General features: G+C 64.9%; 11 protein-coding genes. 4 read left to right on the forward strand and 7 right to left on the reverse strand.

Annotated features, from left to right (window positions below; translation table 11 throughout):
- Positions 1 to 74 precede the first annotated feature (74 nt).
- Positions 75 to 2,015 carry a glycoside hydrolase family 3 protein gene (locus Q4610_RS12035; RefSeq protein WP_304536191.1) on the forward strand — a complete coding sequence of 647 codons (1,941 nt, stop codon included), beginning with the start codon at positions 75 to 77 and terminating at the stop codon, positions 2,013 to 2,015.
- Positions 2,016 to 2,844: 829 nt separating this feature from the next.
- On the opposite strand, the gene Q4610_RS12040 is transcribed toward Q4610_RS12035, so the two are convergent.
- The 3 genes from Q4610_RS12040 to Q4610_RS12050 form a co-directional block, all read right to left on the reverse strand.
- Entirely contained in the window at positions 2,845 to 3,378 is a 534-nt protein-coding gene (locus tag Q4610_RS12040; protein ID WP_304536192.1) for a TetR/AcrR family transcriptional regulator, read from the reverse strand.
- Positions 3,379 to 3,422: 44 nt separating this feature from the next.
- Complete coding sequence (locus Q4610_RS12045; RefSeq protein ID WP_304536293.1) at positions 3,423 to 3,887, reverse strand: nuclear transport factor 2 family protein; 465 nt, start codon at positions 3,885 to 3,887, stop codon at positions 3,423 to 3,425.
- A 407-nt stretch (positions 3,888 to 4,294) separates the two neighbouring features.
- Entirely contained in the window at positions 4,295 to 4,738 is a 444-nt protein-coding gene (locus Q4610_RS12050; protein WP_304536193.1) for an Rrf2 family transcriptional regulator, read from the reverse strand.
- An 87-nt stretch (positions 4,739 to 4,825) separates the two neighbouring features.
- Between Q4610_RS12050 and Q4610_RS12055 the strand changes: the two genes are divergently transcribed.
- The gene (locus Q4610_RS12055; RefSeq protein WP_304536194.1) at positions 4,826 to 5,605 is read left to right on the forward strand and encodes a class I SAM-dependent methyltransferase; all 780 of its coding nucleotides are present in this window, start codon (positions 4,826 to 4,828) and stop codon (positions 5,603 to 5,605) included.
- 494 nt (positions 5,606 to 6,099) lie between these two features.
- Positions 6,100 to 6,651: an arsenate reductase/protein-tyrosine-phosphatase family protein gene (locus tag Q4610_RS12060; RefSeq protein WP_304536195.1), complete on the forward strand. Its 552-nt coding sequence runs from the start codon at positions 6,100 to 6,102 to the stop codon at positions 6,649 to 6,651.
- Here Q4610_RS12060 and Q4610_RS12065 read toward each other — a convergent pair.
- From Q4610_RS12065 to Q4610_RS12080, 4 genes are all read right to left on the reverse strand, one after another.
- On the reverse strand, positions 6,620 to 7,834 hold the full coding sequence (locus Q4610_RS12065) for a carboxylate--amine ligase (RefSeq protein WP_304536196.1): 1,215 nt from the start codon (positions 7,832 to 7,834) through the stop codon (positions 6,620 to 6,622). The genes Q4610_RS12060 and Q4610_RS12065 overlap by 32 nt on opposite strands.
- Positions 7,831 to 8,811 (reverse strand): polysaccharide deacetylase family protein, encoded by a 981-nt coding sequence (locus Q4610_RS12070; RefSeq protein WP_304536197.1) that lies wholly within the window; start codon positions 8,809 to 8,811, stop codon positions 7,831 to 7,833. Before Q4610_RS12070 ends, Q4610_RS12065 begins: the two co-directional genes overlap by 4 nt.
- 160 nt (positions 8,812 to 8,971) lie before the next feature.
- A complete protein-coding gene (locus Q4610_RS12075; RefSeq protein ID WP_304536198.1) occupies positions 8,972 to 9,466 on the reverse strand; it encodes a flavin reductase family protein in 495 nt (164 codons plus the stop codon).
- Between the two features lie 116 nt (positions 9,467 to 9,582).
- Complete coding sequence (locus Q4610_RS12080) at positions 9,583 to 11,844, reverse strand: NADP-dependent malic enzyme (RefSeq protein WP_304536199.1); 2,262 nt, start codon at positions 11,842 to 11,844, stop codon at positions 9,583 to 9,585.
- 137 nt (positions 11,845 to 11,981) lie between these two features.
- Here Q4610_RS12080 and mutS point away from each other — a divergent pair, with 137 nt between their 5' ends.
- The gene (gene mutS / locus Q4610_RS12085) at positions 11,982 to 14,630 is read left to right on the forward strand and encodes a DNA mismatch repair protein MutS (RefSeq protein ID WP_304536200.1); all 2,649 of its coding nucleotides are present in this window, start codon (positions 11,982 to 11,984) and stop codon (positions 14,628 to 14,630) included.
- The last annotated feature ends 8 nt before the right edge of the window (positions 14,631 to 14,638 follow it).

The raw sequence follows: 14,638 nt of genomic DNA on the forward strand, positions 1-14,638 counted from the left end.
GCGTAACAGTCTTGCCCAAGCCGCCGACATAATCAATATAGCGCTAAATCAGGAATCCTCCTGGAAGGACGGACATGACGAACTGGAAGCGGTTGACGCGCAGGCAACGGAGCCTGATCGGAGTGGCGGGGTTGCTCCTGTCGGCAACGGCGCTCGATGCGCAGCCACAATGGCGCGACCTCAACCGCAACCACATGCTCGATCCCTATGAGGACGCGCGCCTGCCGGTCGAACGACGGCTGGACGATCTGATTGCGCGCATGACCATCGAGGAGAAGGTGGGCCTGATGGTCCATGCGAGCCTGCCTGCCCAAGGCTCGCCGATCGGCGCTTCATCCATCGGCTATGACGTGCCTCGCGTCCGCGCCATGATCGAGCAAGGGAAGGTCAACAGCTTCATCACGCGCCTCGTCATGCCGCCCGCCGAGTTCGCGCGCCAAAACAACATTATCCAGAAGATCGCCGAGGACACCCGCCTTGGCATTCCGCTCACCGTCAGTACCGACCCGCGTCACCACTTTCAGGCGACGCTGGGCGCCAGCACGACGGGGGGAGGCTTCACCCTGTGGCCGGACACGCTGGGCTTTGCGGCACTGGGCGACGCTGACCTCGTGCGCCGCTTCGGCGATATCGCGCGGCAGGAATATCGCGCGGTCGGCATCCACATGGCGCTGTCACCCCAGGCCGATGTCGGCAGCGAGCCTCGCTGGTCCCGTTTTTCCGCGACATTCGGGTCGGATCCTGCGACCATCTCGAGCCTGGCGGGCGCCTATGTCGAGGGGTTTCAGGGCGGTGCGTCTGGCGTCCGGTCCGACGGGGTCGCCACCGTGGTCAAGCATTGGGTCGGCTATGGCGCGGAGCCGGACGGGTTCGATGGCCACAACCGGTACGGTCGCAACGTGAGCCTAACCGATGCGTCCTTTGCAGACCATGTCCGCGCGTTCGACGGCCCGCTCGCTGCCGGTAGCGAAGGCGTTATGCCCACTTATGTCGTGCTGCACGGCCCGTCCGTGGACGGCCGCCCGCTGGAAAAGGTGGGCGGAGGCTTCAGCAAGCAGCTTCTCTCTGGCTTGCTGCGTGGGGGCAAGGGATATCGCGGCCTCATCGTGTCGGATTGGTCGATCACGCGCGACTGCCCGCAGAGTTGCGTCGCGCCCGCTGCCGCTGATCCGCAGACGGCGCAGGCGATCGGCATGCCATGGGGGGTGGAAAAATTGAGCGTCGCTGCCCGCTTCGTAAAGGGCGTTGATGCAGGGATCGACCAGTTTGGTGGCGTCGATGATGCTGCCCCCATTCTGGCGGCGGTGCGCGGCGGCGCTATTTCCGAAACGCGGATCGACGAATCGGCACGCCGCATTCTGTCGCTCAAATTCCGGCTCGGCCTGTTCGACAACCCTTATGTCGATGAACAGGCGGCAGCGAAGCTCGTCGGCAACGCGCGCTGGCAGGCGGAGGCGGACCGGGCGCAGCGGGAAAGCCAGATTTTGTTGCGCAACGACGCCGGGCTGCTCCCGCTTCGCGGCGGGAGCAAGATATGGCTGCATGGCGCGGACGCGGCGGCAGCGCAGGCGGCGGGCTATGTCGTGGTCGCCGACCCGGTGGACGCCGACGTGGCGCTCGTGCGCACGGCGACGCCCTTCGAGCGGCTGCATCCCTATCATTTCTTCGGATCGCGCCAGCATGAGGGGCGGCTCGATTTTCCTGCCGGCGATCCTGCGGTCGTCGCTCTCAAGCGCGCGTCGAAGCATGTGCCGGTCATTCTCGCGATGGAGATGGATCGTCCGGCAGTGCTGACCGACCTCATGCCCTATAGTAAGGCGGTACTCGTCAATTTCGGAACGAGCGATTCGGCCTTGTTCGACATCCTGTCAGGCCGCAGCGATGTTTGCGGCCATCTCCCCTTCGCACTGCCATACTCTATGATGGCGGTAAAAAGCCAGCGCCCCGACCTCTCCGACGACGGACAGGCGCTGTTCAGCCGGGGGGCGGGCCTCTGCCTCAAGGCCGCGCATTGAACCTTCGAGGTTAAACGAAGGAAACGGCCCCTCTGCGTGAAATATTCCACACGTCATTATGCCGGTCATGGAACCCTCGGCCCTGCGCCCTGGTCCGAGGTCGCCAACATTTGATCGAACGATCCTCGCCGGGGTAATGGTTGCCGGTAAGGAAGGCCAATGGCCAAGCCGTCGATATGAAACTACACGCCGCCGCCAGCGCTGCTCTTGTGGCAGCTTCGAGCCAAGGCTGCCGTTCGAAGTTTTCTGGGCGATGTCTGATCTTGTAAAGGGTTTCGGGCGGTCGCGAGTTCGCGTTCGATCTTGTCGTGGAAATCGGCGACGAGGACGGCGAGCGACTAGGCTGACGTCATTGAAACACGGTCTCCCAGGAAGTTGGGAGGGCGGTGACGACGTTGCCCTGCACGGCGCCGACCCGCGCCCCTTTAATGCGTCAATCACGAAGAGTTCGAGGTAGAAATACGGCCAGTCCAGCCCGAAGCGATTGCGCCAGATCTTGATCAAGCGCATCTCGTTGATCCGCCCCGGCCCGGAGACGACGCGAATATGTTCGTTTGATGTTCGTCTGGAGCCAACCGCGGGTCTTGTTGCTCCACAGGCTATGATAGTTTCCATACCGATCCTGTCGGCACCCCGGTGTCACGTCGACCTTCCAACCGCCAACTGCGATGCCAATCGAGACATTTTGACGCCGCCCCGCATAGCCCGTTTGCGACAAGGCGTTGAACAGGGTGCCATAAACCCACTGGAGCGTGTCACTGAGCGTCGACGTCAAGGAAATGAAAATGTCGATGTCAGTGCCGCTATGCACCGCCAATCACGAGGGATGTCAGCCGTGGCGACTGATTGCGTCGAGCAAGGACGACCGGAGGCGTTGAACGATCCGCAGAAAGCTGGCTTCGTCATCAAGCGCCCGGGCCAGCACGATGGCTCCCTGTATGCCGGAAACGGCCTCCTCGGCGAGGGTTGCGGCCAAGGCGGGCGGAACCCTGCCCGCTTCAAGGCAGTGGGCAAGGGCCGCGATCCAGCGCGCGAAGTAGCCCTTCACCTTGGCCGCGAAGGCATCGCCGGCGGAGTTCAGTCCGAGGCTTCCAACGACACATACCCTTTGCCCGGAGCGGAAATAGGCGGTCACATCGTCGAACATCGCCGCAATCGCCGACACAGGATCAAGGGCCTGCTCCAACGGCGCGAAAATGGCATTGGCGAACCAGCCATCGATATTCTCCAGAACGGCGTCCATCATCTCTTCCTTCCCGCCGGGAAAGAAGTTGTAGAGGCTGCCTTTGCCAAGGCCCGTTGCCTTTGACAGGGTGGCCAGGGTCGCGCCCTCGAACCCGTGCTCGCGGAAGGCTTCGGCCAAGGCCGGTATTGCACTTGCACGATCGGTGAGGGCGCGTTTGGCTTTCACAGGCCGAGGTCGCTCAACGAGGCATGATCATCCGGACGGCAACCCAGAGGCCAGTGAAACAACCGGTCCGCTTCCTTGATCGGCATCTCGTTGATGCTGGCGTGGCGGTTCGACATCAGTCCGTCTTCTGCAAATTGCCAATTCTCGTTGCCATAGGCGCGGAACCACTGGCCGTTGTCGTCGTGATACTCATAGGCATAACGCACGGCAATGCGGTTGCCGGTGAAAGCCCAGAGTTCCTTGATCAGGCGGTAATCATGTTCCTTGTTCCACTTGCGCTCAAGAAAGGCTTGAGCCTGCTCGCGATTGGTGGCGAATTCCACGCGGTTACGCCAGCGCGTATCCAGCGTGTAGGCCAATGCGACCTTGGCTGCGTCACGGCTGTTCCATCCATCTTCGGCCAAACGCACCTTCTGGATGGCGGTTGCAAGGGTGAAGGGAGGCACGGGAGGTCGGGACATGGGATTTCCTTTCGTGATGGTAGTGGCCTTGGCAATTGCAGGAAGCGCGACTGCCACGGCAGGAAGGGAAGCAATGAAGGTGCGTCGTTTCATCCGATTCTCCTCGAAGGGCTCTTCCCTTGTACCTATAGGTACAATAATTTACCGATAGGTACAAGTTGTTTCTGTACGGCGAGACTGGCGTGTCGTCCGCTTGGCAATGTCGGCTGGATTTCCAAGGGTGGACGGACCGGCCGGGGCAAGGATGCGCCGTGATCGGCTCTCACCGCTTGCAGCGTGGGTGACATGGAATAGGGCAGCGCGACCGTCAGCTTTGAGGACAGCCCGACACGCGCAACCGGCGTGCTCAGCGCCTGGAACTGGTTGCCTGCTGTCCGCACCATGTAGCCAGAGGGTCAGGCGCTTATTTAGGCGCGACGCTCATCAGCCTGAGCGCAGTGCCCTTCGAACACACGCGCCAGTTCGGCGAGGCTGACAGCGCCCAGCCGCGCGACCAGTAGCGCTTCAGCGTCTCGCAGCGCATCCTCTACCGCAGCGTTGACGGTCTTTTCGACCGCGCAGTCCGGATTGCTATGCTCGCTACCGATTGCGAATATGCGGGGACCACCTACCGCCCGGTGGACATCGAGCAGCGAAACCGCCTCCAGATCCGCAGCGATCGCCCAGCCGCCGCCATGCCCCTTTTCGGACCTGACATATCCCGCATCGCGCAGGCCCGCCATCGTGCGGCGGACGACGACGGGATTCGTCCCGAGCATCCGCGCGATGGCCTCGGAGGTCATCGGGCCATCATGGCGTGCCATGTGGAGCAGCACATGGAGCATTCTCGAAAGGCGGCTGTCATTACGCACGACATGATCTTTCCCGGACGTGAAGGGATTGGCAAGCGCATCTAATCACGATACTTATGATGTTACATGATTCGTGGAGCGTTGACTATGCCGGAGTTCGAGAACCCAGATCATTGGAACACCGCCGCTCGGCATTATGAAAAGACGGCGCACCCCTTCACCATGCGCTATGCCGAGGCCGCGCTGGCGCGCGTTCCGCTGACACCGGACAGCCGCGTCCTTGATGTCGCGGCTGGCACCGGCGCGCTGGCGCTGACCGCAGCACGAAGCGGTGCGCAGGTGCTCGCAACCGACTTTTCGCCCGCCATGGTGGAGCGTATTGCGGCGGCGAACATGCCAAATGTCGAAACGCGGGTGATGGATGGACAGGCGCTGGCGCTGGACGATGGCAGTTTCGATGCGGTGTTCTCGATCTTCGGCGTCATCATGTTTCCAGACTGGCGCAAGGGCCTTGCCGAAATGGCAAGGGTAACGCGCATCGGCGGGACGGGCGTTGTTGCGACATGGCAGGATCGGGGCGCCGCAACCTTCCTGCTGCTCGGCCAGATCCGTCGCAAGCTGTTTCCTGATCTTGGGGGCATGACCATGCCGGACGCGGTCAGAACGCTGAGCGACCCGGCAGATTTCGCGCGCGAGCTGGTCCTTGCGGGATATCACGATCCACGGATTGAAGAGGTCACCTACGAATATCCGCTGGATATGGCCTTGCTTGTCGAGCCCGATACCCTGTTCGGCATGTCGCCCGACTGGACCAGTCTGAGCGATGCGGAGAAAGGCGCAGTCATCGCCGAAGTGCGCGCTATGGCTGGCGATCGCGCGATCCTTCCTATCCCTTCGACTGCGCTTATCGCAGTGGCCCGGCGGTGAACCAGAATATTTTCTGCTAAGTGTGTAGCGGCAATGTCCTTCCTCGAATCGGCTATGGTGCGTTTCGGCAAGAGCAGCCGTTCTGGCGCGGGCAGGGAACGGCTCGAGTTGGTCGACAGGCGACCTTGCAAACTAGCAGCTACCCCAGAATCTGAGCTGCAAACCTCATATTCCATAGTCGGCGAAATGTGGTCTGACCAAGGCCCTCTTTCGCACCGATGCGATAACTGCAAAACCGCAAGCCAAAGCTGTCAGATCCGACTGAAGTGATGATTCCAGTCTGAGGCTTGGGGCTAACAATATTCCACACTGGACAACCAAAATATATCTCTTCAATGTACCTGGACGTCGGTGGACACTTATGGAAACTGGATGATTGTGGTATAGGATGCGGGAAGCAACCATTTTGCATAATGAATTGATTTTAATATCAAATTCTTAGTTGTGGACCTTCCAAGTCCCCCATCTCCGCCATTTTTTCCGTCTGGCGCTTCATGATCCGATCCCGTTTCGGCACCTTGCGCGGGCTGGTGCGTCTGGCTCTGTCCTATCCGCAACTGGCGCTCGGCCGGTCGGCCAGCGTTGCGGGCGATCCGGCGCAGGTGCGGCGGCTGGTGTTCGTGTGCCAGGGCAATATCTGTCGCAGCGCCTTTGCCGATGTCGTCGCGCGGGGGGCCGGGGCGCAGAGCGCATCCTTTGGCCTGTCGACCACCACCGGCCGCGCGGCACATGGCCCGGCCATCGCCGCCGCGCGGGCGCTGGGGCATGACCTGTCGGCGCATCGGGCGATCGACCTGAAGGATTACAGGCCGCAGCCGGGCGACCTGCTGCTGGCGATGGAGGTGCGGCAATTGCACCGGCTGGCGGCCGATCCACGGCTGAACGGCCTGCCACGCATGTTGCTGGGCCGCTGGACGCGGCCGATGCTGCCGCATCTGCACGATCCCTACGGGCTGGACGACCGTTATATGGCGCGCTGCCTGGCGCGGATCGAGCGGGCGGTGGGCGCGCTGGTCAGCGCTTTCCCCGGCGCACGGCTTTCCTGACGATCTGCGCCATGTCGCGCAGCCAGGGGCGCGGGTCGGACGGACTGAAAACAAAATAGCGGACGCGCGGGTCGAGAAATCCAGCCAGATAGCTGGCCAGATCAGCCAGCGGGCGACGACGGAAGAAAGGATCGCCGATGCGACCGGGCGCGAACAGGATGCGCGCCAGCCGCTTGGTTTCGGGCACCATATAGCGCGCGCGCAGATCGTCACGCGGCGCGGGGGCGGGATCGCCCTGCCCCAGCACCGTGCGACGATAGGCTTCCCAGGCGAAATGCGCGCCGCAATAGCGGGCAAGCGGCAGGCTGCCCCAGAAGCGGCCATTGACCTCCATCAGCCAATATCGGCCGCTGTCGGGTTCGTAGCGATATTCGACCATCGCCGGGCCGTCCCAGCCGATCGCACGCAGCAACGCTTCCGACAAGGCCATCTGGGCGTGATGGGCATCCGCCGGCTCGGCCCGGCAGCAGGTCGACACGCCGCCTTCGGGCGGCCATTCGTGCAGGCGGCGATGCTGGAAGCGCAGCGTGGCGCGACCATCCTGCATGTAGAGCATCTGGCCCAGCCCCACGCCCCGGCAATATTGCTGGATCAGCGGCCAGCGACCGATCGGCGCATAGCGGTCCAGCAGCGCGCGCAGATCCTGCGGGGTGCGGATATAGTCGGCCTTGACCCACGCGATCCCGGCACGGTCCAGAATCGGCAGGATTTCGGGTGGATTGGCCCATTTGGCCACCAGCGGATAGGGCAGGTCGGCCATCCTTGCCGCGACATCATCGCCCGCGCGCGGTTGCCATGTCTGCGGCGCCAGCAGGCCGACGGCCGCCGCCGCTTCGAGCGTGCGCAGCTTGTCGACCACCTTGCCCAGCGGACCGGCGCGGGGGGTGAGGATATGGCAGTCGCCGATCCGGGACGGCAGCGCCGACAGGGCGATCAGGTCCGCTTCGGAAATGGCCAGTACCGCGCCCGCGCCGGTGCGCGCGATAAGGGCGGGCAGCCATTGCGCGACCGGGCCGGCCGGGCGCACCGATCCGCTGCGGCAATAGCGCGACGCCAGGCCGATCGCGCGCGCATCATGGGCGACGCCATGGACCGGCACGCCATGCGCGCCCAGTTCGCGCACGACCGTCAGGCCGATGGCGTTTTCCAGGCCCAGGACAATCGCGACAGGGTATCGCGTCACGCAGGAACCAGACGATGTTCGTAGCGCCAGGTCGCCCATGCCTGTTGCGCGATGCGCAGGCCGGTGCGCAGCCGGCTGGGCGCGGCGCGGCTGAGGCCGCGGGCGGGTTGGTCGGCGAGGCTGGCGGGCAGGTCATGGAAGCCCGCGCCATGGAGGGCGGGCAGATGCGCCGCTGCCCGGCAGAGCGCCCTGAACCGGGCGATGACCGCGCCATTGGGCCGCTGGCGATCGCGCGAGAGCATTTCGAAACTGTGGGTGACGACGCAGAAGGCGTCATGCCCTTCATCCACGGCATGGCGCAGGCCCGCACGCATCTCCGCCGCCGACAGCGCGCAGATCTGCGCGGGGCGGAACCGGCCGGGCCGATCCGCGATGCCGGAAACGGGCAATTCGGCAACGCCCAGATGGCGGGTCGCGCCGATCTGCCCCGAATCGAGGGAAATGCCGCATTCGCGGCCGAGATAGGCGGGATTGACGCTGCTGTCCCAGGCCACCCCGATCGTCGCGAGCGCGCGCAGCGTGTCGTCATTCGCGCCGAAATTGCCGGCACGAAAGGCGGTGATGGCGGGAGCGCCTGCATATTCCAGCAAGTCCCTGGCGAGGGTCAGCAGGACGATCTGATCATCCAGCGCAAAGTCGCCGATATTGCGGCCCCGGCGGTCGCCGACCGGCGACGCCTTCGCCCAGGCGAGCCATTCGGTATGGACATGCATCTGCACTTCATGCCCCCGGCCGACGATCGCGTCGACCACGGGCTTGAGGAAATCGGCGCCATCGACCAGGGCCGGCATCGGATCGAGGAAGAATACGCCCTTGAGGCCATGGGCGTCGAGCAGGTCCATCTGCCAGCCGATGCCATAGCCCTGCCCCTGCGTTTCCGCCCAGATCGAGCGGCGCACATTGTCCGCCAGGCTGAGGCCGCGCTGGTGCAGCGCGGAGGACAGCTCGGTATCGACGGTGATCAGCAGCGCGGTCATGGAGCAGTCCGGTCAGGGGGCGACAAGCCTGCATTAGAGGACAGGGGTTAAGGAGCGGTAATATATCCCCGCACGATCAGGCCGGTGGCATAGTGGAAAACAGGCCACCCGCCGTCAATCCACATCTGCCCCGGCCCGGACGCCCCCGTCCGCCGTCCCGTCACTCGATCAGGGAAAACTGGCCGTAATTGCCCTGGAAGAAGAGCAGCGGCCGTTCCGGCCGCTCAACCTCCAGCGCCACCACCCGGCCCAGCACGATATAATGGTCGCCCGCTTCATGCACGGCGTCGAGCGCGCAGTCGATCCAGGCGACGACATCGTCCAGAATCGGCGACCCATTGGCCGAAACCCGGTGCGAGATGCCGGCGAACTTGTCCGGGCCGGGGCCGGCGATCTGGCGGCAGAGCGGCTGCTGGTCGCTGGCGAGCACATTGACGCAGAATTTGCCGACCGATTGCAGGCGGGGCCAACTGCTGGAGCTTTTGGCCGGGAAGAAGGCGACCAGAGGCGGATCGAGCGACACCGAGGTGAAGGAGCCGACCACCATGCCGACCGGCGTATCGTCGTCCTGCGTCGCGGTGACGACGCAAACCCCGGTGGGATAATGGCCCAGCACGCGCCGAAAGGTCGCATTATCGAAACTGACGCTGCTCATCGCTGCTCACTCCCCAACCATGTCATGCCTGTCCCTGTCGTTCCGGGAAGCGGCATTGCAAGTGAAAAAAACGCACCGGGCCGACAAGACAATCTTCGTCCGCCGGCACGCGACCGTCAAAGCGCGATGCCGCCCGCCGCCAGCACCGCCAGCGTCAGCAGTTCCGATGCGTTGGAGGACATGGTGGCGATCTGCACCGATTTTTCCATGCCGACCAGCACCGGGCCGATCATCGACGTGCCGCCCAGTTCGCGCAGCAGCTTGGCCGAGATATTGGCCGATTGCAGCCCCGGCATGACCAGCACATTGGCCGGGCCGGACAGGCGGCTGAAGGGGTAGTTTTTCATGACCGCCGGGTTGAGCGCCACGTCCGCCGTCATTTCCCCTTCATATTCGAAATCGACATCGCGTTCGTCGAGCAGCTTCACCGCGTCGCGCACATTGTCGAGATAGGCGCCGGGCGGATTGCCGAAATTGGAATAGGAAAGGAAGGCGACGCGCGGGTCGAGCCCCATGCGGCGGGCGACCGCGACGGTGCCTTCGGCAATGTCGGCCAGTTCGCTGGCGGTGGGGCGTTCATTGACCGTGGTGTCGGCCAGGAACACGGTCTTGTCCTTGGCCACCAGCACATGGATGCCAAAGGGGGTGCGGCCGGCCGCCGGGTCCATCACCCGCTTCACTTCACGCAGCGTCTGGGCATAGGGGCGGGTCATGCCGGTGATCATCGCATCGGCCACGCCCATCCTGACCAGCAGCGTGCCGAAGATGTTGCGATCACGATTGACCATCCGCTCGCAATCGCGGCGCAGATAGCCGCGCCGCTGGAGCCGGGCATAGAGCGCGTCGACCATGGCGGGCACCAGCGGCGAATTGACGCTGTTGTGCAGTTCGAAACTTTCAGGATCGCGCACACCCAGGGCCTTGAGCTTTTCGATCACCTCGCCACGGCCGACCAGCACCGGGATGCCATAGCCCAGTTCCCGGAACTGGATCGCCGCGCGCAGCACCACTTCCTCTTCCGCTTCGGCGAACACGACGCGCTTGGGATTGGCCTTCGCCACTTCATAGGCGGTGGTGAGAACGGTGGTGGTCGGGTTGAGCCGCGCCTTGAGGGATTGACGATAGGCCGCCATGTCCGCGATCGGTTTTTGCGCGACGCCGGATTCCATCGCCGCCTGGGCGACGGCAGCGGGCACGACTTCCATCAGGCGCGGGTCGAACGGCGCGGGGATGATGTAGTCGGGACCGAAACTGTGCGAGCGGCCATAGGCCTTGGCCACTTCTTCGGGCACCTGTTCGCGCGCCAGTTCGGCGATGGCATGGGCGGCGGCCAGCTTCATCGCTTCGTTGATGGTGGTCGCCCGGACATCGAGCGCGCCGCGGAAGATGAAGGGGAAGCCGATGACATTGTTGACCTGGTTGGGATAGTCGGAACGGCCGGTGGCGACGATGGCTTCGGGACGCACGGCCTTGGCATCGGGCGGGGTGATTTCGGGGTCGGGATTGGCCATGGCGAAGATGATCGGCTTTTCGCCCATATCCTTGACCATGTCGGGCGTCACCGCCCCCTTGACCGAGAGGCCGAGGAACACGTCGGCGCCCTTCATCGCGTCCTTGAGCGTGCGCGCATCGGTCCTGACCGCATGGGCCGACTTCCACTGGTTCATGCCCTCGGTACGGCCCTGGTAGATCACGCCCTTGCTGTCGCACATGATGACATTGTCGCCCGCGACGCCCAGCGCCTTGATCAGTTCGGTGCAGGCGATCGAGGCCGCGCCCGCGCCATTGACCACGACCTTGAGGTCTTTCAGTTCCCGCCCGGTCAGCATCGCCGCGTTGATGACGCCGGCCGCCGCGATGATCGCGGTGCCGTGCTGGTCATCATGAAAGACCGGAATGTTCATCCGTTCCTTGAGCGTCTGTTCGATGATGAAGCATTCGGGCGCCTTGATATCTTCAAGATTGATGCCGCCGAAGGTCGGCTCCATCAGTTCGACCGCATCGATGAAACGATCGACATCCTCCGTCTTGAGTTCGATATCGATGGAATCCACGTCGGCGAAGCGCTTGAACAGCACCGCCTTGCCCTCCATCACCGGCTTGGACGCCAGCGCACCCAGATTGCCCAGGCCCAGGATCGCCGTGCCATTGGTGATGACCGCGACCAGATTGCCCTTGGCGGTATAATCATAGGCGGTCGCCGGATCGGCGGCGATGGCGCGCACCGGCACCGCGACGCCGGGCGAATAGGCAAGGCTGAGGTCGCGCTGGGTCGCCATCGGTTTCGACGCGATGATCTCGATCTTGCCGGGGCGCCCGGTCGAGTGGAAGAACAGCGCCTCGCGCTCGGAAAATTCCACATTCGATTTGTCGGACATCGCAGCACCCATAGATTGGAACAACAGGGCGGCCCTAGCGGCAAGATTGTCATGGGGGCAAGTGCGAGAAACGCAATTTTCCCACCATTTTGCGAAGCGCTGGTTTCGGCGCCGGGTTCAGGCTATCCGCTTGGCCCATGGCCAGTCCGACCGATAGCAGCACGCAACCCACGCCGATGATGGCACAATATCTGGCGCTCAAGTGCCAGGCGCAGGACTGTCTGCTCTTTTACCGCATGGGCGACTTTTTCGAACTGTTCTTCGATGACGCCAGGCAAGCGGCCGCGACGCTGGACATCGCGCTGACCAGCCGGGGCGAGCATGGCGGCGTGCCGATCCCGATGTGCGGCGTGCCGGTGCATAGCGCGGAAGCCTATCTCGCGCGGCTGATCAAGGGCGGGCATCGCGTCGCCATCGCCGAACAGACCGAGACGCCGGCGCAGGCGAAAGCGCGCGGGGGCAAGACGCTCGTGGCGCGGGCGATCGTGCGCTATGTCACCGCCGGCACGCTGACCGAGGAGACGTTGCTCGACAGCCGCCGCGACAACATGCTGGTCGCGCTGGCGCAGGTAAGCGGAGACGGCGCGGGCGAGATCGGCATCGCCGCCGCCGACATTTCCACCGGCCGGTTCGAGACGATGACCTGCCCGGTCGCCGACCTGCCCGCCGAACTGGCGCGGTTGCGGCCGAGCGAGACGGTGGTGGCGGACGGGTCCACGCTGGACGTGGCGGACATGCACAGGTTCGACCGCGCGGCCTTTTCCAGCAGCCGTGCGGAAACCGCATTGAAACGCCTGTTCGGGGTCGCGACGCTGGACGGGTTCGGCCAGTTCGGCCGCGCGGAACTGGCCGCGATGGGCGGGCTGATCGCCTATCTCGACCATGCGGGCAAGGGCACCCTGCCCTTCCTGGCCCCGCCGTTGCGCCAGAGCAGCGGCAGCCATGTCGCGATCGACGCGGCAACGCGCGAGAGCCTGGAGATCGTGACCACCATGGGCGGCGCGCGGGCAGGCAGCCTGCTGGGCGCGATCGACCGGACGGTGACGGGCGCGGGCGCGCGATTGCTGGGGCAGGACCTGTCGGCGCCGCTGATGGACCTGTCCATGATCGAGGCGCGGCTGGGGCTGGTGCAGTTGTTCCATGACGATGCGACGTTGCGCGACCAGGTGCGCGGCGTGTTGCGGGCGCTGCCCGATATCGGCCGGGCGTTGGGGCGCGTGGCGGTGGGACGGGGCAGCCCGCGCGACCTGGGGCAGTTGCGCGACGGCCTGGGCGAGGCGCGGCTCCTGCGCGAGCGGCTGGGGCGGATCGCCGACGCGCCGCATCTGTTGCAGCAGTTGCTGCCGGCGCTGGACGGGCATGGCGCGCTGGTCGATGCGCTCGCCCGCGCGCTGGTGCCTGCGCCGCCGACCGAGACGGCGAACGGCGGCTATATCGCCGACGGCTATGACCCCGCGCTGGACGAGTTGCGCCGGATGGCGGGGGACGGTCGCCGCGCGATCGCCGCGCTGGAGGCGAAATATCGGGAACAGACCGGCATTTCCGTGCTCAAGATCCGGCATAATGGCGTGCTGGGCTATCATGTCGAGGTGCCCGCCCGCGCCGCCGACACGCTGATGGCGCCCGACAGCGGCTTCACCCATCGCCAGACGCTGGCCGGGGTGGTGCGGTTCAATTCAGTCGACCTGCATGAAGAGGCCGGCCGCGTCGCCCAGGCGGGTGCCCATGCCCTGGTCGCCGAGGCCGCGCATCTGGAGGAACTGATCGGCGCGGTGCTGGACCATAAGGCCGATATCGCCCGCGCGGCGCAGGCGCTGGCGCGGCTCGATGTCGCCGCGGCGCTGGCCGAACGGGCGGCGGAGGGCGGTTGGCAGCGGCCCCATTTCGTGGCCGATGACGGCGCGGGTCCATGCCTGGACATTGTGGGCGGACGGCATCCGGTGGTGGAGGATGCACTGCGCAAGGAAGGCCAGCCCTTCGTCGCCAATGACTGCCGCCTGTCCGACAATGACCGGCTGTGGCTCGTCACCGGCCCGAACATGGGCGGCAAGTCGACCTTCCTGCGGCAGAATGCGCTGATCGTCATCCTGGCGCAGGCTGGAGGTTACGTCCCTGCGCAATCGACGACGCTGACGCTGGTGGACCGATTGTTCAGCCGGGTGGGCGCGTCGGACAATCTGGCCAGAGGACGCTCCACCTTCATGGTGGAGATGGTCGAGACGGCGGCGATCCTGGCGCAGGCGACGCCGCGCAGCTTCGTCATACTGGACGAGGTCGGGCGCGGCACATCCACCTATGACGGGCTGGCGCTGGCCTGGGCGGTGGTGGAGGCGGTGCATGAGGTCAATCGGTGCCGCTGCCTGTTCGCGACCCACTATCATGAACTGACGCGGCTGGCCGAGACGCTGGCGTCGCTGTCGCTGCACCATGTCCGGGCGCGCGAGTGGAAGGGCGACCTGATCCTGCTGCACGAGCTGAGCGACGGGCCGGCGGATCGCAGCTATGGGCTGGCGGTGGCGCGGCTGGCGGGGCTTCCGCCCGCCGTGCTCAAGCGCGCGAAGGACGTGCTGGCGCGGCTGGAGGCGGGGAAGGCCAGGACCGGCGGGATCGCCGCGGGGCTGGACGACCTGCCGCTGTTCGCCGCCGTCGCCGCGCAGGCGGAAGCGACAGTCGACCCGCTGCGCGCGGCGATCGACGCGATCGATGCCGATGCGCTGTCCCCGCGTGAAGCACTCGATCAGCTTTACCGATTGAAACAACTGGCCGCCGACGCGCGGCATGACTAGATAAGGCC

The sequence above is a fragment of the Sphingobium cyanobacteriorum genome, from assembly GCF_030580935.1.
In the GTDB taxonomy this organism is placed as follows: Bacteria; Pseudomonadota; Alphaproteobacteria; order Sphingomonadales; family Sphingomonadaceae; genus Sphingobium; species Sphingobium cyanobacteriorum.